21 protein-coding genes are annotated in these 23,086 nt (G+C 66.7%); 15 read left to right on the forward strand and 6 right to left on the reverse strand.

From position 1 onward, the window contains the following. Window positions 1–157: 157 nt before the first annotated feature. On the reverse strand, window positions 158–1,153 hold the full coding sequence (locus tag DEQ67_RS01685; RefSeq protein ID WP_013035304.1) for a radical SAM protein: 996 nt from the start codon (window positions 1,151–1,153) through the stop codon (window positions 158–160). Between the two features lie 107 nt (window positions 1,154–1,260). Between DEQ67_RS01685 and DEQ67_RS01690 the strand changes: the two genes are divergently transcribed. Beyond that, window positions 1,261–3,150 carry a PAS domain S-box protein gene (locus DEQ67_RS01690; protein WP_233506006.1) on the forward strand — a complete coding sequence of 630 codons (1,890 nt, stop codon included), beginning with the start codon at window positions 1,261–1,263 and terminating at the stop codon, window positions 3,148–3,150. Between the two features lie 130 nt (window positions 3,151–3,280). After that, on the forward strand, window positions 3,281–4,414 hold the full coding sequence (locus DEQ67_RS01695; protein ID WP_004044621.1) for a DUF373 family protein: 1,134 nt from the start codon (window positions 3,281–3,283) through the stop codon (window positions 4,412–4,414). A gap of 39 nt (window positions 4,415–4,453) precedes the next feature. On the opposite strand, the gene DEQ67_RS01700 is transcribed toward DEQ67_RS01695, so the two are convergent. The 4 genes from DEQ67_RS01700 to DEQ67_RS01715 all read right to left on the reverse strand — a co-directional run bounded on the left by DEQ67_RS01700 (window position 4,454) and on the right by DEQ67_RS01715 (window position 8,601). Further along, a complete protein-coding gene (locus tag DEQ67_RS01700) occupies window positions 4,454–5,296 on the reverse strand; it encodes a polyprenyl synthetase family protein (protein WP_004065397.1) in 843 nt (280 codons plus the stop codon). 303 nt (window positions 5,297–5,599) lie between these two features. After that, entirely contained in the window at window positions 5,600–6,553 is a 954-nt protein-coding gene (locus DEQ67_RS01705; RefSeq protein ID WP_115860574.1) for an electron transfer flavoprotein subunit alpha/FixB family protein, read from the reverse strand. Beyond that, entirely contained in the window at window positions 6,550–7,347 is a 798-nt protein-coding gene (locus tag DEQ67_RS01710; protein WP_115860572.1) for an electron transfer flavoprotein subunit beta/FixA family protein, read from the reverse strand. Before DEQ67_RS01710 ends, DEQ67_RS01705 begins: the two co-directional genes overlap by 4 nt. A 69-nt stretch (window positions 7,348–7,416) precedes the next feature. Further along, the gene (locus DEQ67_RS01715) at window positions 7,417–8,601 is read right to left on the reverse strand and encodes a helix-turn-helix transcriptional regulator (RefSeq protein ID WP_115891401.1); all 1,185 of its coding nucleotides are present in this window, start codon (window positions 8,599–8,601) and stop codon (window positions 7,417–7,419) included. Window positions 8,602–8,747: 146 nt separating this feature from the next. Here DEQ67_RS01715 and DEQ67_RS01720 point away from each other — a divergent pair, with 146 nt between their 5' ends. Beyond that, entirely contained in the window at window positions 8,748–10,139 is a 1,392-nt protein-coding gene (locus DEQ67_RS01720; protein WP_115860570.1) for a DUF7094 domain-containing protein, read from the forward strand. A gap of 39 nt (window positions 10,140–10,178) precedes the next feature. Beyond that, window positions 10,179–10,661 (forward strand): type IV pilin, encoded by a 483-nt coding sequence (locus DEQ67_RS01725; protein ID WP_115802100.1) that lies wholly within the window; start codon window positions 10,179–10,181, stop codon window positions 10,659–10,661. A gap of 66 nt (window positions 10,662–10,727) precedes the next feature. On the opposite strand, the gene DEQ67_RS01730 is transcribed toward DEQ67_RS01725, so the two are convergent. Then, on the reverse strand, window positions 10,728–11,351 hold the full coding sequence (locus DEQ67_RS01730) for a methyltransferase domain-containing protein (RefSeq protein ID WP_004044614.1): 624 nt from the start codon (window positions 11,349–11,351) through the stop codon (window positions 10,728–10,730). A 154-nt stretch (window positions 11,352–11,505) separates the two neighbouring features. Here DEQ67_RS01730 and ahaH point away from each other — a divergent pair, with 154 nt between their 5' ends. From ahaH to DEQ67_RS01785, 11 genes are all read left to right on the forward strand, one after another. After that, entirely contained in the window at window positions 11,506–11,838 is a 333-nt protein-coding gene (gene ahaH, locus DEQ67_RS01735) for an ATP synthase archaeal subunit H (RefSeq protein ID WP_004044613.1), read from the forward strand. After that, window positions 11,825–14,026 (forward strand): V-type ATP synthase subunit I, encoded by a 2,202-nt coding sequence (locus DEQ67_RS01740; RefSeq protein WP_115860568.1) that lies wholly within the window; start codon window positions 11,825–11,827, stop codon window positions 14,024–14,026. Before ahaH ends, DEQ67_RS01740 begins: the two co-directional genes overlap by 14 nt. 174 nt (window positions 14,027–14,200) lie before the next feature. Beyond that, complete coding sequence (locus DEQ67_RS01745; RefSeq protein ID WP_004044611.1) at window positions 14,201–14,458, forward strand: F0F1 ATP synthase subunit C; 258 nt, start codon at window positions 14,201–14,203, stop codon at window positions 14,456–14,458. Between the two features lie 21 nt (window positions 14,459–14,479). Next, entirely contained in the window at window positions 14,480–15,064 is a 585-nt protein-coding gene (locus DEQ67_RS01750) for a V-type ATP synthase subunit E (RefSeq protein ID WP_004065384.1), read from the forward strand. Further along, window positions 15,061–16,107, forward strand: a complete 1,047-nt coding sequence (locus tag DEQ67_RS01755) for a V-type ATP synthase subunit C (RefSeq protein ID WP_115802102.1) — start codon at window positions 15,061–15,063, stop codon at window positions 16,105–16,107. The genes DEQ67_RS01750 and DEQ67_RS01755 overlap by 4 nt, the downstream gene beginning before the upstream one ends. Continuing rightward, the gene (locus tag DEQ67_RS01760) at window positions 16,104–16,424 is read left to right on the forward strand and encodes a V-type ATP synthase subunit F (protein WP_004044608.1); all 321 of its coding nucleotides are present in this window, start codon (window positions 16,104–16,106) and stop codon (window positions 16,422–16,424) included. Before DEQ67_RS01755 ends, DEQ67_RS01760 begins: the two co-directional genes overlap by 4 nt. Window positions 16,425–16,430: 6 nt before the next feature. Continuing rightward, the gene (locus tag DEQ67_RS01765) at window positions 16,431–18,191 is read left to right on the forward strand and encodes an ATP synthase subunit A (RefSeq protein WP_004065382.1); all 1,761 of its coding nucleotides are present in this window, start codon (window positions 16,431–16,433) and stop codon (window positions 18,189–18,191) included. Between the two features lie 4 nt (window positions 18,192–18,195). Next, window positions 18,196–19,602: an ATP synthase subunit B gene (locus DEQ67_RS01770; protein ID WP_004065381.1), complete on the forward strand. Its 1,407-nt coding sequence runs from the start codon at window positions 18,196–18,198 to the stop codon at window positions 19,600–19,602. Between the two features lie 129 nt (window positions 19,603–19,731). Beyond that, entirely contained in the window at window positions 19,732–21,708 is a 1,977-nt protein-coding gene (locus DEQ67_RS01775; RefSeq protein ID WP_004065380.1) for a bacterio-opsin activator domain-containing protein, read from the forward strand. Between the two features lie 198 nt (window positions 21,709–21,906). Continuing rightward, the gene (locus DEQ67_RS01780) at window positions 21,907–22,614 is read left to right on the forward strand and encodes a V-type ATP synthase subunit D (protein WP_004044604.1); all 708 of its coding nucleotides are present in this window, start codon (window positions 21,907–21,909) and stop codon (window positions 22,612–22,614) included. A gap of 81 nt (window positions 22,615–22,695) precedes the next feature. After that, window positions 22,696–23,079 (forward strand): DUF6276 family protein, encoded by a 384-nt coding sequence (locus DEQ67_RS01785; protein ID WP_004044603.1) that lies wholly within the window; start codon window positions 22,696–22,698, stop codon window positions 23,077–23,079. Window positions 23,080–23,086: the final 7 nt, after the last annotated feature.

A 23,086-nucleotide genomic window follows, 5' to 3' on the forward strand; every position in this document is an offset into this window, starting at 1 on the left:
TCCGGACGCTCACGGGTTCGCGTCCGCAAAAATCTGGACCAAAAAGAACGCCGAACTCAGGCCAGCGGCGTCCGCTCGACCACCGTGCCATCCCACCTTTTTCCGGACGCTCACGGGTTCGCGTCCGCAAAAATCTGGACCAAAAAGAACGCCGAACTCAGGCCAGCGGCGTCCGCTCGACCACCGTGCCATCGTAGGTCGGGTACTGCTCGACGATTTCGCCGTCGTCGACGTCGCCGTCTTCGATCATCTCTTCGAGGAGCCACCACGCGACCTCGACGTGGTTCGACTTGATGCTGTAAAACTCGTCGGGGACGCCGAGTTCGATGAAGCGCTCGGCGGGGGTGTAGGTCTTGCCGTAGACGAGCGTGCCGTCGTCCGTCACCTCGTCGAAGGGGCGGCGGAGGTTGCGGGCCATGCGCTTCAGGCGATTTCTGTGCTGGGCGGCGTCCTTGAACACGGAGGTACAGAAGTAGACGCGCTCGTGGTCGCCCATCTCGTCGAGGATGGCCTCCTTCGAGCCGTCGACCGCCGACATGTGGCCGTCTTGCAGTTCGTAGCCCTTCTCCTGCATCCGGCGGTAGTTCCCGTCGGACATCTCGAACTCGTTGATGTTGCAGAACTCCGCGGCCCCCTCGTCGAGGAAGTCGAGGAACTCCGGTTCCGCGCGGATGCCCGGAATCTCGAACGCCGGGGTGAGGCCCTCCTCGCGGGCGATGTAGAGGATATCTTCCCATTCGGTGCCGTGCATGTCGCCCCAGAGTTCGAGCGGCGGGTGGAACCGAATCTCGTCGAGGCCGGCCTCAGCGAGGCGGCGCATGTTCTCGCGGCCGCCAGTGATTCCCGTATAGAGGTGGATGTGGTGGTCCTCACCGAACTCGTCTTTGAGAAGCGAGATGTATCGGCAGGTCTTGTCGAGCGCCTCCTGCGGTTCGCCGCCGGTGATGGACGACCCGAGCGCGTCCATGCGTTTCGCCTCCTCGATGACGTCGGCGTCGGACTCGACTTTCCGCTCGTTGGCGTACACGTCGGTGACGTTCTTGCGATTCTCGCCGAGCGGGCAGTAGAAACAATCGCGCTGGTCGCAGTACCCGTAGACGAACAGCACCATCTTCCCGCCCATGGCGCACTGTTCGCATCCCTTCGAGATCATTCGATTACGGAACCATACTTGGTGCATCGTCAAAAGGCGTCCGACTTCGCCCGGAGCACCTCCCGCTCGCCGGTACGATTATTATTGTCTGTGACTGACAACACGCCATGTCTCTCGGTTCCGTCGTTCGTGCTGAGGGCCCGGTACGGGTGCTCCTCGTCGACGACACCGAGTCCGCCGCGGACACGATGTCGGCGCTCAGCGGCTGTGACCGCCTCGATGTCGCGGCGGTCGACGCGCCGACCGCGGCGGTCGACGCGCACGCCGAGTCGCCGTTCGACTGTATCGTCACCGAGTTCGAATTCGACGGCACCGGCGGTCTCGACGCGCTCCTTCGCGTCCGCGAGCTGCCGAACCCGCCGCCCGTGATTCTGTTCACCCGGCTCGACTCCGAGGAGACGGTCCGCGAGGCGGTCGCCGCCGGCGTCGCCGACGTGGTCGACAAGCGACCGACCGACGCTCAAATCGCGGTGCTCGCCCACCGCATCTCGAAGGCGGTCGCCGCGGCCCGCCAGTCGACCGAACTCGACGAACTGCACGCGTGGCTCCGCGTCGTCGCCGAGCAGTCGCTCGTCGGCCTGTACGTGATACGCGACGGCCGGGTCGCGTTCGTCAACGAGTATCTCTCGAACTTGCTCGGCTACGACACGGACGAGGTGGTCGGCCGACCCATCACCGAGTTCGTCGTCGAAGAAGACCGCGCCATCGTCGAAGAGAGCCTTCGAAACAGGTCCCACGGCAGCGTCGAATCGATGTCGTACACCGTTCGCGTCCGTGATTACGCCGACGAGCTGACCGCGCTGGAAATCACCGGTCAGCGGACGACGGTCGACGGCGAGCCGGTCGTCGTCGGGACCGCGATGGACGTCACGGCCCGACTGGAGTCCGAACGACTCCTCAGACGGTCCGAGCGTCTCACCAGCCAAATCATCTCGTCGCTCCCGGATATGGTGTTCATCTCGGAGCCCACCGAGTTCGACATCGTCTACATCAACGACCAGTTCGAGAGCGTCTGGGGACGCGACGTGTCGCTTCTCTACGATGACCCGAACTCGTTCCTCGACCTCATCCACGTCGACGACCGAGACCAACTGACGCGGGCTATCGACGAGATGTTCGTCGACATCCGAGACGGTGCCGTCGACGACCAGTACGAGTACGAGTTCCGATTCGTTCCCGAGGGGAGCGAGCGTATCCACTGGGCCACCGCCCGCGCGGTCCCGCTCCTCGGTGAGAACGGCGACGTGACGAACATCCTCGGCGTGATTTCCGACCTCACGGAACGCATCAGCCACGAGCGCGAACTCGCCCAGCAGAACGCCCGGCTCGACGCCTTCGCCCGCGTCCTCTCGCACGACATCCGCGGCCCGCTGGCGGTCGCACAGGGCCGGCTCGAACTCGCACGCGAACTCGACGACGACAGCCACCTCGACCACGTCGAGCGCGCCCACCGACGCATCACCGACGTGGTCGAAGACGTGCTGTCTCTCGCCCGCGACGAGCGCTCCGTCCTCGACGCGACGGAGGTCTCGCTGGCCGACGCCGCGGCCACCGGCTGGGAGATGTGCTCGTCGAACGCCGACCACGTCCGCTGTGAAATCGGCGAGCTTCCGGTGGTCGAAGCCGACGAGAGCCGGACGACGCGCCTCTTCGAGAACCTGTTTCGGAACGCGCTTCAGCACGCTCGAAACGGCCGCGCCGGCGCGGCCGACCGCGGCGACGAGCCGACGGGCCTCGTGATTCGCGTCGGCGCGCTTCCGTCGCGCCGCGGCTTTTTCGTCGAGGACAACGGGCCCGGCATCCCGGCGTCGATTCGCGACCGCGTCTTCGACGCCGGCTTTTCGACCAAAGACGGCGACGGAAACGGCCTCGGACTCGGCATCGTCCGGCAGATTGCCGACTCCCACGGCTGGGCGGTTCGGGTCGTCGACGGCGCGGCCGGCGCGCGCTTCGAGGTGCTTTTCGACCCCGTCGGCGAGGCCGGCGCGGCGGAGTGAGCGCCGCGGCTCACGGGCGGGTCGCGACCGCGCGCCCGAGGCCGACCGCCCGCTCGGTGAGACCGACGGACCGCGCCACCGCGACCGCTCCCCCGAAAGCAGATATATCCCCGTGGCATAGGAGTCAACGATGCTCTTGGTCCTCTGTGTCGACCTCGACGACGACCTCGGCCGCAAGACGGGTCTGTCGACGCCCGTCGTCGGCCGACAGCGCGTCGAGGACGCCGCGGTGGCGCTGGCCACCGCGGACCCGGAGGACTCCGACGTGAACGTCCTCTTTCAGGGCATTCAGGTCCACGACGAACTCCTCGAATCGGAGGACGAGGAGGTCGAAGTCGCGGCGGTCACCGGGTTGGAAGGCAGCGACGTGAAGGCGAACCGCGCCATCGGCGACGAGATAGACACCGTCCTCGCGAGCCTCTCGACCGGCGAGCCCGTCCACGCCATCGTCATCACCGACGGCGCGCAGGACGAGTCGGTCCTGCCGGTCATCCGCTCGCGCGTCCCCATCGACGGGGTTCGCCGGGTCGTCGTCAGGCAGGCCCAGAACCTCGAATCGATGTACTACACGATGAAGCAGGTGCTCGCCGACCCCGAGACCCGCGGGACCATCCTCGTCCCGCTCGGCATCCTGCTTCTCATCTACCCCTTCGTCACCATCGCCAGCTTCTTCGACGTGCCCGGCGCGGTCGTTCTCGGCCTCATCTCGGCGCTGCTCGGCCTGTACACGCTGTTCCGGGGCCTCGGCCTCGAATCAGCGGTCGACGAGGCGGCCGACCGCGCCCGGAACGTCCTCTACGCCGGCCGCGTCACCATCATCACCTACGTCGCCGCCGCGGCGCTCCTCGTCGTCGGCGGCGTCCGCGGGGTCGAACTCCTCGAAACCGTCTCGGAGAGCGTCGCGGGCGACCCCCCGGCGGGGCTCGTCCTCGCCACGCTCGTCCACGGCGCGGTCGAGTGGTTCGCCGCCGCCGGCATCACCAGCAGCCTCGGGCAGGTGACGGACGAGTACCTCCACGACCGCTTCAAGTGGCGCTATCTCAACGCGCCGTTCTACGTGCTCGCCATCGCCATCGTACTGTACGCGCTCTCGGGGTTTTTCCTCCCCGAGGGCGTCGTCGGCGTCCAGACGTTCTACCTCCCCGGGCTCGCCGTCGCGCTCACGGTCGGCACGCTCCTCGGCGTGCTGAGCACGCTCACGTTCGCGGTGGCGGAGTCGCGCTACCCGACCGGCTCCGACGGCGAAAACGAGCAACCGGCGTAATCGGCGTTCCCCCCGCCGACTGTGTTTCCTCTCGACTCCTCAGCTCTCGCGGACGATGACGAACTCCGCGAGGTCGCGGAGATACTCCAGCGGCTCCGAGTCGTCGACGCCCGAGTCGTCCAGCGCCGACAGCGCCTCGTCGGCCTGCTTGCGGGCCCGGCGGTTCGCTTCCTCGGGGGTCAGGTCGGTCACCTGCACGAGCGACGGCCGGCCCATCTCGGCGTCCTGTCCCGTGGGTTTCCCGAGTTCCTCGGCGTCCGCGGTGGCGTCGAGCACGTCGTCGCGGATTTGGAAGGCGACGCCGACGCGGGCCGCGTAGTCGCCGAACGCCTCGACGACGTGGGCGTCGCCGCCCGCGGCGACTGCACCGAGTTCGGCCGCAGCGCGGAACAGCGCGCCCGTCTTGCGATGGGCGAGCTGCATGTACTCGGCTTCGTTCGAGGGGACCGCGACCAGTTCGGTCGCCTCGCCCTCACCGAGTTCGACCATCGATTCGGCGACGATGCGGGTGGCGCGGTCGGACGACGACAGGAGGGCGAACGCCTCGCCGAGCAGGCCGTCGGAGGCGATGATGGCCGGGCCGTAGCCGTACTCGGCCCACGCGCTCGGCGTGCCGCGGCGGATGTCGGACCGGTCGATGATGTCGTCGACGACGAGCGAGGCGTTGTGGACGAGTTCGACGCCGACCGCGAAGTCGACGGCGTCTTCGGGGGTGCCACCGACGGCCTCGCAGGCGAGGATGGTCACGGCGGGGCGGACGCGCTTGCCCCCCGCGAGAGCGACGTGGTCGAGTTGGTCGGCGAGCTCCGACGGCTCGACCGCCGAGACGACCTCCTCGAGGCGGTCGTTTACCATCGTGACCCGGCGCTCCAGGTATTCCATTGTCGGTTCGTAGGGTTGGGTAGGGAAGTACGTACCGGATTTCCGAAAACCGAGCGCGGAGGCGGTCGCCGTCGGCGGTTCCTGACCCGTCAGCGAGGTCGAGATTGTGTGCCCTTTCACGTTCTCTCACGCTGGGCGTTTCACGTTCGTCCACGCTGCCCTGTGCCGTAAGCGAGGGGGCACCCGAGCGAACGGACCGACGAGCGAACGGAAGCGCGACCTGCCGCGCTGGAGTGAGTGAGGAGCGTTTTTGGTGAAGATTTTGCCGAGGGCGGCCTCAGGCCGCCCGCAGCGCAAAAGGTTCTATTCGAACTGCTCGATGAGCTCCGGCACCACGTCGAAGAGGTCGCCGACGATACCGTAGTCAGCGATATCGAAGATGGGCGCGTCGGGGTCGGTGTTGATGGCGACGATGTTCTCGGCGCCCTTCATCCCGGCGACGTGCTGGACCGCGCCGGAGATGCCGACTGCGATGTAGAACTTCGGCGTGACGACCTTCCCGGACTGGCCGACCTGCCGGTCCTTCGGGAGCCAGCCGTTGTCGACGATGGGCCGCGACGACGACAGCGTCGCGCCGAGCGCGTCGGCGAGCTCCTGCACGAGTTCGATGTTCTCTTCCTCTTCGATGCCGCGGCCGACGGAGACGAGCACGTCGGCGTCGGCGATGTCCACGTCGCCGCTGCCGACTTCCTCGAACCCGGTCACGCGCGAGCGCACGCGAGACTCATCGAGGTCGAACGAGAACGCCTCGATGGCGGGCTCGCCCGGCTCCTCGGTGGCGTCCCACTCGCCCGGGCGGACGGTGACCGCGGCGCGGTCGGCGTCGACTTCCACAGTCGATTCGACCTTCGAGGCGTACATCTCGCGGGTGACGACGAGACCGCCGTCGTTCTCCAGGCCGATGGCGTCGGTCACGAGCGGGCGGTCGAGGCGCTCTGCGACCGCGGGAGCGTAGTCCAGGCCGTTGACCGTGTTGCCCATGAGGACGTACGTGGGGTCGAGTTCCTCGGCGAGCGCTTCGACGGCCTGCACGGTCACGTCGTGGTTGAACTCGTCGCCCTCGGCGACGGTGTGAATCGCGTCCACGCCGGCGAGCGAGAGCTCCCCGGCGAAGGCGTCCACGTCGCCGCCGATGACCGCGAGGTGGAGGTCGCCGCCGGTGTCGCCGACGAGGTCGCTCCCGGCCGTCACGAGTTCGAACGACACGTCGCGGAGGCTTCCGCGGCGGTGCTCGACGACGGCGAGCACGTCGCTCATTGCGCGCCCACCCCCTTTTCCCGGAGGACGGTCGCAAGGTCGGCGGCCTGCTCCCCGGCGTCACCCTCGAAGTAGGTCGCGTCGGACTCTGTCTCCGGCTCGTACACGTCGGTCAGGACGAGGTCGGATTCGACCGCCGCGGCGTCGAGGCCGAGGTCGGAGAGCGCGAGCGACTTGATTTCCTTCGACTGGGCCTGTCGAATCCCGCGCAGGCTGGCGTAGCGCGGCTCGTTGATGCCGGTCTGGATGGTGAGGACCGCGGGGAGGTCGACCTCGGTGAGTTCCTCCACGCCGCCTTCGAGTTCGCGACGGACGTTCGCCACGCCGCCGTCGGCGTCGAGGTCGAGGGCGTTCACGACCGCGGCCCACTCGAAGCCGATTGCCGAGGCGAGCGAGACGCCGGTCGCGCCGAAGCTGTCGTCGTTGGCCTGCACGCCCGTCAGGACGAGGTCGGGGTCCTCGTCTTCGACGACCGCCGAGAGGAGGCGCGTCTTCGCGGCCACGTCGAGCAGGTCCACGCCGTCGAGCGCGTCGTCCCACACGCGGACCGCGCGGTCGACGCCCTTGGCGAGCGCCATGCGGATGGTCTCTTCCGACCGCTCGGGGCCGATGGTGACGGCGACGACCTCCACGTCGTCGTCGCTCTCCTCGGCGATTTGGACGGCTTCCTCGACCGCGTACTCGTCCCACTCGTTGAGGTCGTAGTCGAGGTACTGGTCCGCCACGCGGAGCCCGTCGAGTTCGAAGTCCTCTTCGACCTCGGCTACCTCCTTGACGGTTACGAGAATTTTCATCAACGTTCACTACCGACCGGGGCGAATAAACGTTTTCGCACCGCGGCCGTCCGCGACGCCGTCGCCCGATTACTCCTCGTCTTCGTCCTCGTCGGGCAGCGAGATGAGGTTCTCGCGGCCGAGACGCAGCTTCTCGACGCGCTCCTCGTCGGCCATCGCCGACAGGAGCTGTGAGACCTTGGCGTCGGACCAGCCGGTCTCCTTGACGATGTTCGCCTGCTTCATCCGCCCGCCGTTCCGTTCCAAGAGGAGTTCGACCCGCTCCTCGTCCGAAAGCAGGTCGAGGTCGACGTCGACCTCGTCGTGCTCCTCACCGTCGTCGTCGTCCGGTGCGGACTCGTCGGTCGGCTCCGGCGTCGGCTCCTGTCGCGGTTCGGAGCTCACCGACGCCCCGGCCGGCTCCGCCCCGCTCGGCCGCCGCCGCGTGAACAGGACGACGCCGGCCACGAGCACCGCGAGGACGACCGCGCCGCCGCCGACGAGCGTCCATGGAATCGTCTGTTCCGGGCCCGTCGAGACGTACGTCACGGTCAACTGGTCAATCGATTCGAAAGTCCGTGGTCCCTCGACGACGAGGGCGTTGTTTTCGAGCGGCAGGTTCGTGTCGCTGACGGCGTAGCCCGGCGGCGTCTGAATCGTGAGGTTCTGATTCGACCGAAGCGACGTGAGCCACGTCCCGTCGTCATCGGCCGACAAGGCGTCACCGAGACGCAGTCCCTCGTCGGTCTGTTCGAGGAAGTTGGTCCAAGTGAACGTCAACACGAGGACGCCGGTCTCGTTTTCGACGTAGCCTCTCGTCGTCGCGTTCTGAACCGCCATCGACCGGCCGGTCTGCTCGGCGGCCGTCTGACTGACGCGTTCGAAGAACGCCGCGTCGGGACCGGCGTCGGCGGTTCCCTGCTCGTACTCCCGTGCGAACTCCTCGAACGCCGCGGTCTCGTTTTGCGTCTCGAGCTCGTAGCGCGTCTCGACCCGCCAGTTCGCGGAGCGATCAGCGCGTAGTTGAATCGAGATTTCCGTCTCCGGTGACCGTTCGAGCGTCGTCTGTTGGGCGGCGAGCGGTCCGCGACCGAGCTTCGCGAGCGTCGCTGTCTCGTCCGCGTCCGCGCTCGAATCGGTGACATCGGTGTCGGGAACGCCGGCGACCGCGTCCGCGCTCTGCGTGCCGGCCGCGGCCACGTCCGTGGCCGTCACTGGGACTGCGACGCCGGCGACGATGGTGAGGAGGGCAACGATGAGGGCGGCGCTCCGCATATACGTAAATCCGTTTCGTCCGGCGATGAAAACGCTTTCCATCGATTCAACAGCGTCAGACGCCGTCGAGAGACGCCCCCGCCGTCGCCGTCGTCGACAGCAGCAAGAGGGTCATTTTAGTACTGCCCCCGTGTACCCTCACGGCGATGAAGGCCCTCCCACTCGTCGTCGTCATGCTCCTCGTGGCGTCGCCGGTGCTCGGCGCGGTCGGTCCGACCGACGGCTCGTCCCACTCGTCGGCGCTCGATGGGGCGACCCACGCACAGGTCGAGTCGCCGTCCAACGAGACGATTCACGTCCTCGATATCCCGTCGTCGGAGCTGGTCCGGTCGACGGTCGAAGCCCACCACGTCGACCTCGGTCCCTCTCTCGACTTCTCCGCGCTCAGGGCCGGCGGGCGGATTCAGACGGGGGCGTCTCTCGAGCGCATCGAGTCCGCGAGCGACGACAGCACCCGACAACAGCTCATCCTCGACGAGCTAAACGGCATCGAGCAGCGCGCAATCGCGCTCCAGAGCGCACAGCGCTCCGTCATCGAACGGTTCAACGACGACAACCTCACCGCGCGAGAGCTCCTCATCGAACTCGCGCGAATCGACGCCGAGGCGCGGGCGCTCAACGAGCGGCGCGTCGCCCTCCGTGACGTCACGAGCCGAACGTCGGACTTCTCGATTAGCTCCGGGCGGCTCGCGGCGCTCGAACGCGAACTCGACACGTTCACCGGCCCCGTTCGGACGCACGCGGTCGCGGTCATGACCGGCGAGGCCGACGCCGCGCGGTTCTCCGTGCGGACGAGCGAGACCGGGGTCGTCCTCAGCGTCGTCGCCGACGGCGAGTACGTCCGCGAGGCCTACCGCGCGGACCTCCGCGACCGCGACCAGCGCACGGTCACCTACGAGGAGGCGCTCGACATCGTCGCGGAGAACTACCCGACCATCTACTCCAGCCGCACCGCACAGAACGGGACCAACGTCATCAGTGCCGGCGACAGCCACCGCGTGCGAATCAACTACAACTACGGGCAGTTGACGGCGTACGTTGACACCGGAAGCGGACGCGTGTTCAAGGAGTCCCAGACGCGTCCCCTCAGGTCGATTTCGACCACCGCCACCGCCACCGGGGTCAGAGACGGGCTGGCGCTCACCGTCGACCGGACCTACCCCGGCGGACCGCTCCGCATCCAGTTGAACGAAAGCGAGACGGGCGACCCGGTCGACGCGAACGTCACGATTGGACTCGAAGCCAGCCAGGAGAGCACGCTGTTGGGTCACACCGGCTCCGACGGGACGCTCTGGACCGTCTCGCCGTCAGCGCCCTACACCGTCACGGTCATCAAGGGCAACTCGGCGGTCGTGCTCACGGCCGATCCGACGCCCACGCCCACCCTCGCCGCGAACCCAACCGACACGGAAAACGACACGTCCCCGACGGTCACGTCGACGCCGACCGAATCGACCGAGTCGCCCGGCCCCTCCCGGACGGTCCCGCAGGGCGCACCCGGCGACTCGCCAACGGTCGGTTCTCCGACGGTCGGCTGACCGGAGCTTCTTATCCCATGACGGGACCACCCCGTCTCGATGCCTCGTCAGTTCCGCCGCTCGACCCGCGGCTCGTCAGTACTCATCGGGAGCGTGCTCCTCATCGGTCTCGTGGTCGTCGTCGCGGCCGCTGTCGGCGCGGCGGCGTTCGACGCGGCCGACGCCTCGCCGACGCCGACTCGACCCACGGCGCTGTCGCTCGGGGTCTCTGGTGACACGCTGTCGCTGACTCACGAGGGTGGCGCGCCGCTCGACGTGGACTCGCTCGCGGTTCGTATCTCGGTGGACGGTGAGTCGCTCGCGCACCAACCGCCCGTGCCGTTCTTCTCGGCCAGCGGGTTCCGGCCCGGCCCAACCGGCCCGTTCAACGCCGCGGCCGACCCCCGGTGGACCGTCGGTGAGACGGCGACCCTCGAACTCGCGGGGACGAACGACCCGACTATCGAGCCGGGTGCGACGGTGACCGTCCGCGTCTTCGACGGCGACACGCCGGTCGCGGCGCTCGAAGCGACAGCGTCGTGAGTCGGTCGCGACGATGCGCTGACAGCGACGAACACGAGCGGCCGCGTCGACCGCGGCGGTCAGCGATTATTCCTCGGGTGCGCGCGCGATGGTGACGATAGCCCGCGGGCTCCCCGGCTGGCGTTGGAGGATGTGGTGTTCGATGTCGACGAAGCCGGCGGCCTCGAACATCCGGTCGGCCTCCTCCTCGTCGTAAAACAGCATGATGGCGTCCGCAAGCTTCTGGAAGACGCCGGATTTCGGGTCGTCGGGGCCGACGACGAGCACCTTGCTCCCCGGTTTCACCACCCGGCGGAACTCTTCGAGCGCGGTGACCGGGTTCGGCCAGTACTCGATGGAGCCGGACGACCAGATAACGTCGAACGAGTCCTCAGCGAAGGGGAGCCGCTCGGCGTCCCCGCGGTAGAACCGGACCTCGTCGTGCTTGCCGAACTTCTCCCACGCCTTCTGCATCTGGTGGATGCTCTGGTCGAGGCCGTGGACGTCGTCGGTGTAGCGGAGCAGTCCCTCGGTTCCGAAGCCGGTGCCACAGCCCACGTCGAGGACGCGGTCGCCCTGCTGGATGTCGAGCATCTCCAGCGCCTCGTCGCGCATCTCCTCGTTCCAGATGAACGGGTTCACCCGGTCGTACACCTTCGAGAGGTACTTGTAGAACAGGCGGGCCCGCGCTTTGTTTTCGAGGACTCCCATCGCGCCGGGATTAGAACTCGCCGATGATAACGGTGCGGATTCGCCGCGCCGGTCGGCGTTCGGGGGGGAAAATCGCCGCGTTTCCCGAGCGTCTGTCACAGACTTTCCGCAAACACCTTATACAGCGCTTGTGCAACGTTCCTGTGATACGAGTATGCCGAGACAAGAGGTTCTCGAACGAATCAAAACGGCCGAGCAGGAGGCCGACGACATCGTTGAAGAGGCCGAGGCCGAACGTGAGGAGCTCGTCGCGGAGGCGCGTGAGGAAGCCGATGAGATTCGCTCCGAGGCCGAAGAAGAGGCCGCAGAGCTCGAATCCGAGCGTCTTCAGGAGGGACGCGCGGACATAGAGACGGAGCGGGAACGCATCCTCGAAGAAGGCGAGGACGCCCGCGACGAACTGGTTGCCGAGGCGGAAGACCACATCGACGACGCGGTCGAGTTCGCCATCGGCAAATTCGAGGAGGCGGTGGATGCTCAGACCTGAGCAGATGAGCAAGGTCTCGGTGACCGGTTCCAAGGGCGTCATGCCCGAGGTCATCGAGACCGTCCACGACCTCCGACTGCTGCACGTCACCGAATACGACGGCTCGTGGCAGGAGGAGTTCGGATTCGAGACGGGGTCGCCCATCGAGGGCGCCGAGAGCGCGTCCGACAAGCTCGTCACCGTCCGCTCGCTCAAAAGCATCCTCGGGGTCGAAGACACCGACTCCGGCCGGCAGCGCATCGTCCCCGACGACGCGCTCGGCGAGCCCCTCGAAGAGATTCGAGCCGAAGTCAATGAACTGGACGACCGCCGCTCCGAGCTCGAAAACGAGCTCCGCGCGGTGGACGAAGAAATCGACGCGATGGAGCCGTTCGTCGACCTCGGACTCGACCTCGACCTGCTTTCGGGGTACGACACCCTGCAGGTCGTCGTCGGACAGGGGAAGGTCGAGCCCGTCGAGCGCGCCGTCGTCGACGCCGACGACATCAGCGCCTACGAGATCTTCTCGGGCGAGCGCACGCACGCCGTCTTCGGTCGGCCGGTCGACGGTGCCGACGAGATGGCGCTCGCCGACGCGCTGGTCGGCGTCGAGTTCGCCACGCTCGAAGTCCCGGACGCCTCGGGAAGCCCCGAAGAGCACATCCGCAGCCTCGAACAGCAGAAGCGCGAAATCGAGTCGAAGCTCGAGACCGTCGAATCCGAGCTCCACGACATCGCCGTCGAGGAGGGCGAGTTCCTCCTCGCCGCCGAAGAGCGACTCGCAATCGACGTCCAGAAGACGGAAGCGCCGCTTTCGTTCGCGACGACGGAGAACGCCTTCGTCGCCGAGGGCTGGATTCCGACGGAGCGCTACAACACGTTCGCGGGCACGCTCAAAGACGAGGTCGGCGAGCACGTCGCCGTCGAGGAGCTCGAACGCGCCGAGTTCTCGCGTGACGGACACGACCACGCGCGGGAGGACGTCACCGAGACCGGCGGCACGGCCGCCGTTACCGACGGCGGAACGGTCTCGATGTCCAACGACGACCCGCCGGTCGTCCAGAAGAACAGCGGCGCTGTCAAGCCGTTCGAAATCCTCGTGCAGGCGGTCAACCGCCCGAACTACCACGAGCTCGACCCGACCATCATCCTGTTCCTGACGTTCCCGACGTTCTTCGGGTTCATGATCGGTGACTTCGGGTACGGTGTCATCTACACCGCCATCGGCTTTTTCCTCTACTCGAAGTTCGAGGACGGTGCGCTCAAGAGCATGGGTGGCGTCACCATCGCTGCGGGGCTGTTCACGACGTTGTTCGGCATCCTCTACGGCGAGATATTCGGCTTCCACCTCATCACCCAGTACTTCTGGGAAGGAATGCTCGGGCTGTCGCACCCGCCCATCGAGAAGGGGCTGTCGCCGGCCACCTCTGAGTGGGCCCTCGGTTGGCTCACCGTGAGCGTCGCCGTCGGTATCTTCCACATCAACGTGGGGTACATTCTCGACTTCTTCGAGAACTACGAACTCCACGGCGCGAAGGAGGCGGTCCTCGAAAGCGGTTCGTGGATCCTCATGCTGAACGGCCTGTGGATCTGGATCTTCAGCGACGCGCTCGGTGGCGTCCCGCCGGAGTTCCTGTTCACCACGTTCGCGGCCGACGGGCTCATCCCGCTCGGCTTCTCCGGCTTCTCGTTCACCGTCGGCTGGATCGGCCTCGGGCTGTACTTCCTCGGCGCGGGGCTGCTCGGGACGGCCGAACTGGCCGAACTCGTCGAGTTCGCCGCCCCGCTTTCGAACGTCCTGTCGTACACGCGTCTCGGCGCGGTCCTCATCGCGAAGGCGTCGATGGCGTTCGCCGTCAACCTGCTCGTCTTCGGCGTGTACGTCGACGACCACGGCGGCTGGCACTTCGGGCTCGGCGGAATGCCCGACGCTGCTGCACTCGAAGCGGCAGGAACGGTGAGCTATCACGGCCACGAAGTGACCGAGATTCTGTTCGGCGGCATCTTCCACACGGGTGCCGCGGGCGTCGTGGGCGGACTGCTCGTCCTCGTCGTCGGTCACCTGGTCGTCCTCGCGCTCGGCGTCACGAGCGCCGGCTTGCAGGCCGTGCGTCTCGAGTACGTCGAGTTCTTCAACAAGTTCTTCGAGGGCGGCGGCCGCGCGTACAACCCGTTCGGCTACGACCGCGAGTTCACGACCGAAGACTAACCCTCATCGTCGATTCTTTTTTGACTTTTGTCCGCTCGGAGCGACTGCTTTTTGCAATGACGACGATTCCGCCGCCGTAGGCAGACCGCTCCAGACGTTTTGGGAACCTTTATGATACGGCTAACAGCACATACGGACGTTCGGAGACGACAATCCGGTACTCAGGAACACACAATGATTGAAGCAATCGAACCCCTCATGACTGCACTGCAGAGTGAAGCCGCTTCCTCGCCCGCTATCACCGCCGACGCCGCGGCGGCCCTCTCCGTCGGTATCGCCGCCTTCGCCGCAGGCTATGCGGAGCGTGGCATCGGCTCCGCCGCGATGGGTGCCATCGCGGAAGACGACGACCTCTTCGTCAACGGGCTGGTCCTCACGGTTCTCCCCGAGACCCTCGTCATCCTCGCACTGGTCGTTGTCTTCGCGGCCTAAGCACCCCCTCTCTTTCCCATTATGAGTTTGGACAACGTCGTTGAGGACATCCGAGACGAAGCCCGCGCACGCGCAGAGGACATCAGGCAGGACGGCCAGGAACAGGCAGACGAGATCGTCGCCGAGGCCGAGGCCGACGCCGAAGAGCTCCTCGAATCGCGGAAGGCGGACGTCGAGCAACAGCTCGAACGGGAGCGCGAACAGGCGCTCTCCAGCGCGAAGCTCGAAGCCAAGCAGGCCCGACTCGGCGCCCGTCGAGACGTGCTCCAGCGCGTCCGAGAGCAGGTCGAACGCGAGCTCGCCGAGCTGGAAGGCGACCGTCGCGAAGAGCTCACCCGCTCGCTGCTCGACGCGGCGGCGGTCGAGTTCGAAGACGCAGACGAAGTCTCCGTCTACGGCCGCGCCGACGACGAGGAGCTGCTTTCGAGCATCCTCGAAGACTACGACGGCTACGAGTTCGCCGGCGAGCGCGACTGCCTCGGTGGCGTCGTGGTCGAGGGGTCGAACTCGCGCGTCCGGGTGAACAACACCTTCGACTCGGTCCTCGACACGGTCTGGGAGGACAACCTGAAGGAAGTGAGTGCGCGACTGTTCGACGACCAATGAGCACTACCGGCGGCTCGAATCCCGAATACGTCATCGCTCGCGTTCGAGCGCGACGTAGTGCCCTGTTCGGCGACGAGGAGTACCGCAAACTGGTCCGCATGGGACCGGCCGAAATCGCTCGGTTCATGGAGGAATCGGAGTACGAGACCGAGGTCAACGCGCTGGGCAGCCGTTTTTCCGGCGTCGACCTCATCGAGTACGCGCTGAACCAGAATCTGGCGAAGCAGTTCAACGATATCCTCGACTGGGCAGACGGCCGCCTCTACGACCTCATCGCGCGGTATCTCCGCAAGTTCGACGCGTGGAACGTGAAGACGGTTATCCGCGGTCTCTACTCCGGTGCGTCCCGCGAGGAGGTCGAATCCGACCTCATCCGCGCCGGCGAGTTCGACGACCGCCTCATCTCGCGACTGCTCGACGCGGGCGAGATAGAAGAGGTCGTCAGCGTCCTCTCCGGCACCATCTTCGGTGACGGCCTCGCGGCCGCCTACGAGGAGTACGAGGAAGTCGGCGTCCTCGTCCCGCTGGAGAACGCGGTCGACCGCGCCTTCTACGAGCAGTTGCTCGACGACCTGGTCGTCGGCGAAGAGGCAAAGCAGTACCGCGAGTTCCTCGAAGCCGAAATCGACTTCCGAAACGCCCGCAACGCGCTCCGCATCGCTCGCAGCGGTGCCGACCTCGACCCCGTCGACTACTTCATCGAGGGCGGCACGCTGTTCCGCGCGACGGAGCTCGCGTCGCTGGCGACCAGCCCGGACGAGCTGGTGTCGAAAATTCGTGACAGCCGATACGGCGACCGCCTCTCGGCGGCCCTTTCGGACCTCGAAGCGGCAGACAGCCTCATCGGCTTCGAGCGCGCCCTCGACGCGGCGCTCTTGGAGTACGCGGACACGCTCGGTTACGTGTTCCCGCTTTCTGTCACGCCAATCGTCTCGTACATCCTCGCCAAGGAGCGCGAGGTCGACAACATCCGGGCCATCGCCCGCGGCCGCGAAGCCGGGCTGGACCCCGATGCAATAGAAGCGGAGCTGGTCATCCTATGAGCCAGGAAATCGCAGTTATCGGCAGTCCGGACTTCACCACGGGCTTTCGGCTTGCGGGCGTCCGCAAGTTCGAGAACGTCCCGGACGAAGCGAAGGACGACGAACTCGACGAGGCCGTGACGCGGACGCTGGAGGACGAGGACGTCGGCATCATCGTGATGCACGAAGACGACCTCGACCACCTCTCGCGTAACGCCCGGCAGTCGGTCGAGCGCAGCATCGAGCCGACGCTCGTGACGCTCGGCGGCTCCGGCGGCGCGAGTGGCCTCCGTGACCAGATCAAGAGAGCAATCGGTATCGATCTGATGGACGAATAACCAAACATGAGTCAGGCAACACAAGATTCCGTCCGCGAGGACGGTGTCATCGCAAGCGTGAGTGGTCCGGTCGTGACCGCCCGTGGCCTCGACGCCCGCATGAACGACGTCGTCTACGTCGGCGACGAAGGGCTGATGGGCGAGGTCATCGAAATCGAGGGCGACCTCACGACTATTCAGGTGTACGAAGAGACCTCCGGCGTCGGTCCCGGCGAACCCGTCGAGAGTACGGGCGAACCGCTGACCGTCGACCTCGGTCCGGGGATGATGGACGCCATCTACGACGGCGTCCAGCGTCCGCTGGACGTGCTGGAGTCGAAGATGGACTCGGCGTTCCTCGACCGCGGTGTCGACGCGCCGGGTATCGACCTCGACGAGAAGTGGGAGTTCGAACCCACCGTCTCCGAGGGCGACGAGGTCGCCCCCGGCGACGTCGTCGGGACGGTCCCCGAGACCGTGACCATCGAGCACAAGGTCATGGTCCCGCCGGACTTCGAGGGCGGCGAGGTCGTCGCCGTCGAGGAAGGCGAGTTCTCCGTCACCGAGACGGTCGTCGAACTCGACAACGGCGAGGAGATTACGATGCACCAGGAGTGGCCGGTGCGTCAGGCTCGCCCCGCCGCGGAGAAGAAGACCCCGCGCGAACCGCTCGTCTCGGGGCAGCGCATCCTCGACGGCCTGTTCCCCATCGCGAAGGGTGGAACGGCCGCGATTCCGGGGCCGTTCGGCTCCGGGAAGACGGTCACGCAGCACCAGCTCGCCAAGTGGGCCGACGCGGACATCGTCGTCTACGTCGGCTGCGGCGAGCGCGGTAACGAGATGACCGAGGTTATCGAGGACTTCCCGGAACTCGACGACCCGAAGACGGGTAACCCGCTCATGGCTCGGACGTGCCTCATCGCGAACACGTCCAACATGCCCGTGGCGGCCCGCGAGTCCTGTATCTACACCGGCATCACCATCGCGGAGTACTACCGCGACATGGGATACGACGTTGCGCTCATGGCCGACTCCACCTCTCGGTGGGCAGAGGCCATGCGCGAGATTTCGTCGCGCCTCGAAGAGATGCCCGGCGAAGAGGGGTACCCCGCGTACCTCGCCGCGCGCCTCTCCGAGTTCTACGAGCGCGCCGGCTACTTCACGACCGTCAACGGCGAGGAAGGCTCCGTCTCCGTCATCGGCGCGGTTTCGCCGCCGGGCGGCGACTTCTCCGAGCCGGTCACGCAGAACACCCTGCGTATCGTCAAGACGTTCTGGGCGCTCGACGCGGACCTCGCAGAGCGCCGTCACTTCCCGGCCATCAACTGGAACGAGTCGTACTCGCTCTACCAAGAGCAGCTCGACCCGTGGTTCGTCGAGAACGTCGAGGACGACTGGGCAGAAGAGCGCCAGTGGGCCGTCGACGTGCTCGACGAGGAGAACGAACTGCAGGAAATCGTTCAGCTCGTCGGTAAGGACGCTCTCCCGGAGGACCAGCAGCTGACCCTCGAAATCGCTCGCTACCTCCGCGAGGCGTACCTCCAGCAGAACGCGTTCCACCCGACGGACACGTACTGCTCCCCCGAGAAGACGTACGGAATCCTCACCGCCATCCACACGTTCAACGACGAGGCGTTCAAGGCGCTCGAAGCCGGCGTCCCCGTCGAAGAGATTCAGGCCATCGAGGCGGCTCCCCGGCTGAACCGCATCGGTGTGCAGGAAGACTGGGAGGCGTACATCGAGGACCTCAAAGCAGAGATCACCGAGCAGCTCCGCGAGCTGTACTGAGACCATGAAGGAATACCAGACCATCACCGAAATCAGCGGCCCGCTGGTGTTCGCCGAGGTCGACGAGCCGATCGGTTACGACGAAATCGTCGAAATCGAGACGCCCCAAGGCGAGACCAAGCGCGGACAGGTCCTCGAATCCTCCGAGGGCCTCGTCGCGATTCAGGTGTTCGAAGGCACGACCGGTATCGACAGGAACGCGTCCGTCAAGTTCCTCGGCGAGACCCTCAAGATGCCCGTGACCGAGGACCTCCTCGGGCGCGTGCTCGACGGGTCCGGCCAGCCCATCGACGGCGGCCCCGAGATCGTCCCCGACGAGCGTCGGGACATCGTCGGCGCGGCAATCAACCCCTACTCCCGCGAGTACCCCGAGGAGTTCATCCAGACCGGCGTCTCCGCCATCGACGGCATGAACACCCTCGTCCGCGGCCAGAAGCTCCCCATCTTCTCCGCGTCGGGGCTTCCCCACAACGACCTCGCGCTCCAGATCGCCCGTCAGGCGACGGTGCCCGAGGACGAAGACAGCGGCGAAGACTCGGAGTTCGCAGTGGTCTTCGGCGCGATGGGTATCACGCAGGAAGAGGCCAACGAGTTCATGGAGGACTTCGAGCGCACGGGCGCACTCGAGCGCTCCGTCGTCTTCACGAACCTCGCGGACGACCCCGCGGTCGAGCGGACGGTCACGCCGCGACTCGCGCTGACGACCGCCGAGTACCTCGCGTTCGACAAGGACTACCACGTCCTCGTCATCCTGACCGACATGACCAACTACTGCGAGGCGCTCCGCGAGATCGGCGCGGCTCGCGAAGAGGTCCCCGGTCGCCGTGGCTACCCGGGTTACATGTACACCGACCTCGCACAACTCTACGAGCGTGCGGGTCGCATCGAGGGCCGCGAGGGGTCTGTCACGCAGATTCCCATCCTCACCATGCCGGGTGACGACGACACGCACCCGATTCCCGACCTGACCGGCTACATCACGGAAGGGCAGATCTACATCGACCGCGACCTCAACTCGCAGGGCATCCGCCCGCCGATCAACCCGCTTCCGTCCCTGTCGCGTCTCATGGACGACGGTATCGGCGAGGGCCTCACCCGCGAGGACCACGCCGACGTGTCCGACCAGATGTACGCGGCGTACGCGGAGGGTGAAGACCTGCGCGACCTCGTGAACATCGTCGGTCGCGAGGCGCTGTCGGAGCGCGACAACAAGTACCTCGACTTCGCAGAGCGCTTCGAAGCCGAGTTCGTCAATCAGGGCTTCGACACGGACCGGTCCATCGAGGACACCCTCGACATCGGCTGGGACCTCCTGTCGACGCTTCCGAAGTCCGAGCTCAACCGTATCGACGAAGAGCTCATCGAGGACTACTACGAAGACGACGCCGAGTCGGTCGAAGCGGAAGCCTAGACCGCGGCGAACGCCGCGTTCGTCCCTCGGTTCGATTCTCCTCTTCTATTCGCGCCACTCGCCTCCCGAGCCGCGCGGCCGCGCGTCGCCCGCGAGAACTTCCTTACGTCTCGGCCACGACGACTCCGCATGGACGCCACCTCGTCTCCCACCCGCGTCCTCGCGGTCGTCGGTCCCGCCGTCGACCGGGAGCGACTCGTGGACGTGCTCTCGCCGCTTTCGGTGTCGGTCGCCCCCTCGGTCGACGCGGCCGGCCGGCGCGCCGAGGCCGAATCGGTCGACTGCGTCGTGCTCGGAACCGACCGCCTCGCCCACGTGAACGCGGTCCACGGTGCGCTCGCGGTCCCGCTGGTCGTCGTCGTCCCGCCCGACGGCGACCTCTCGGCGGCGACCGCCCGCGACGCGGGCGCGGCCGACGTGGTCCCGGTCGTCGACTCGAACCTCTTCGAACGGCTTCCAGAACGGGTCGAAAGCGCCGTCGCGTGGCGTCGCCGCGGCGCGGCGGCCGCGAGCAAGATTACGGAGGACCTGAAAGAACAGGCGATAGACGAGGCTCCGGTCGGCATCACCGTCGCGGACTGCTCGCTGCCCGACCGACCGCTCGTCTACGTCAACGAGGCGTTCGAGACGATGACCGGCTACTCGGCCGACGCGGCGTTGGGGCGGAACTGCCGGTATCTTCAGGGGCCGAACACTGACCCCGAGCGAGTCGCCGCACTCCGCCGCGCCATCGAGGCCGAGGAGTCGGCGTCGGTCGAACTGCTGAACTACCGCGCGAACGGCGAGACGTTCTGGAATCGGGTCGACGTCGCGCCGCTGAGCGGGCCGGACGGCGAGGTGACGCACTACGTCGGCTTCCAGACGGACATCACCGAGCGCGTGCGCGCGGAGGCGGCCGCCGAGCGCTACGCCGCCAGAGTCGACGAGGAGCGCGCGCGCCTCCAGACGCTCGTCGAGCACATCGAGGGGCTGTTGGCGGACGTGACGAGCGCGCTCGTCCGCGCCGAGAGCAGACAGGAACTCGAAGCGGCCGTCTGCGACCGCGTCACCGCCGCGGGGTCGTTCGACTGCGCGTGGGTCGGCCACTGCGACCTCTCGCCGGCGGTCATCGTTCCAAACGAGCGGGCCGGAACGGACACGGAGTTCCTCGACGGCCTCGAAATCAGCCGGTCGAATCCCGACGACCCCACCGCTCGCGCCGCGGAGACGCGGGCCGTCCAGTCGGCGGCCGTCGGCGACGGCAGCGTCCACGCCGAGACGCTCGTCCCGTTCGACTCCGTCATCGCGGTCCCGTTGGTCCACAGCGGGACGCTCTACGGCGTCCTGACGGTCTACACCGATGTCGCGGAACTCGACGACCAGGTCCGAGTGGTGTTCGGGACACTCGGGCGGGCCGTCGGCGCGGCCATCGACGCCTTCGAGAGCCGGCGGTCACTGCTGTCCGACGAGCGGCTCGAACTCGAACTCGACGTGCGCGACGAGAGCCAGCCGTTGGTCCGACTCGCCGTCGCGGGCGACTGCGAACTCTCGTATCGCGGTTCGGCCCAACACGACGACGGGACCGTGAGTCTGTTCGTCTCGACGCACCCCGCGACCGAGTTCGAGGAAGCCGACACCGACCTCGACGGCCTTCGAAGCGTCGACGTTCTCCCCCGCGGCGACGACGCGGAACTCTACGAGCTCACCTTCGACGACGGGTCGCTCCTTCACCTCGTCGCCGACGCGGGTGGGCGGCTCGTCGACCTCGAAGTAGACCGCCTCGGCTGTCGGCTCACGGTCATCATTTCCGACCGCGTGGCGGGCCGGGCGCTCCTCGACGACTTGCAGACGGTCGCGGCGAACGCCGAACTCCGCTCCGTCACGAACCGGTCGGAACCGCCGGAGGCGCGCCGCGAGTTCGTCGCGAGCGTCACCGACGACTTCACCGACCGACAGCAGTCGGCCCTCCAACTCGCCTACCTCGGCGGCTACTTCGAGTGGCCCCACGCCGTCACCGGCGAGGAACTCGCGGAGACGATGGGCGTCTCGCGGGCGACGTTCCACCAGCACCTGCACGCCGCGGAGCGCAAACTCATCTCCCGATTTTTCGACAGCGACCCATACTAGTCGGGCGGCTCCGGTTTTTTGACGGTCGCTCAACGGCTACCGCCTCCGGTGCGCCGACTTCAGCACCCGTGGCGACCTGCGGACTGAATCGCGGTCTCGACCTGCGGACGTGACACTTCCAAGCACGCCCGATTTCGCCCGGTCCGGCCGGCCAGACAGTAAAAGATTAACACCCCAGGCGAACAACCCCCGGCAACGATGGCCGAAGACGTCAAGCCGACCCGCAAGAACTTGATGGCGATCGAAGATCGCATCGAACTCTCCGAGCGGGGCCACGACACGCTCGAACAGAAGCGTGACGGGCTCATCATGGAGTTCATGGACATCCTCGACCAGGCCCAGGACGTGCGGGCCAACCTCAATCAGGACTACGAGCGCGCGCAGAACAAGATCAACATGGCCCGCGCCATGGAGGGCGACGTGGCGGTCCGCGGCGCGGCCTCCGCGCTGAAGGAGTACCCCGAAATCACGACGCAGTCGAAGAACATCATGGGTGTCGTCGTCCCGCAGATCGAGTCCTCGCGCGTGAAAAAGAGCCTCGACCAGCGCGGCTACGGACTCCTCGGCTCCTCGGCCCGCATCGACGAGGCCGCGGACGCCTACGAGGAACTCCTCGAATCCATCATCCTCGCGGCGGAGGTCGAGACGGCGATGAAGAAGATGCTCGAAGAGATCGAGACGACGAAGCGCCGCGTCAACGCGCTCGAATTCAAACTGCTCCCGGAGCTGTACGAGAACCAGGAGTACATCGAGCAGAAGCTCGAAGAACAGGAGCGCGAGGAGATTTTCCGCCTGAAGAAAATCAAGGCGAAGAAGGAAGAAGAAGAAAAGGAAGAACGCGCCGCGGAGAAGGCGGCGGCCGAAGCCGACGCGGACGCAGACGCGGAAGCGGCGACCGCAGACTGACGGGGCCGCCTGTCTTCTCTCGACTCCTCTCTCGGTCGGGTCTCCGACCGTTTTTCATCCTATCGGCGCGTAGAGCGTCTCATGTCTTGTCCCGACTGCGACGGCGACCTCGCCGTCTTCGCGGTGCCGGAACCGCTCGAATCACACGCGCCCGAGGCGGCGCTGACCGTCGGGTTGTGCGCCGACTGTCTCCGACTGCACTCGACCGAGGCACCGCCGAGCGACGGTGCGTCGCGGCCGCTCGCGGGCGCGCTTCCCGACGGCGACGCGGGCGCGGCGGTCGCGCTCCTCGTCGGTATGCTCGACTCGCTCGCGCTCAACCGCGCCGGTATCGTCGACTGCGTCGAGTTCGCCGAGCGATCCGGGACCGACGTGCACCTCACGCTCGACCGGCTCCAGCAGACGGCGACGGCCCCCCACTTCGACGTCGCTCGCCGGCAGCGCCAGTTGGACGCGTTTCTCTGAGTGCCGT

This window comes from Haloferax sp. Atlit-48N (assembly GCF_003383015.2).
Taxonomy (GTDB): domain Archaea; phylum Halobacteriota; class Halobacteria; order Halobacteriales; family Haloferacaceae; genus Haloferax; species Haloferax volcanii.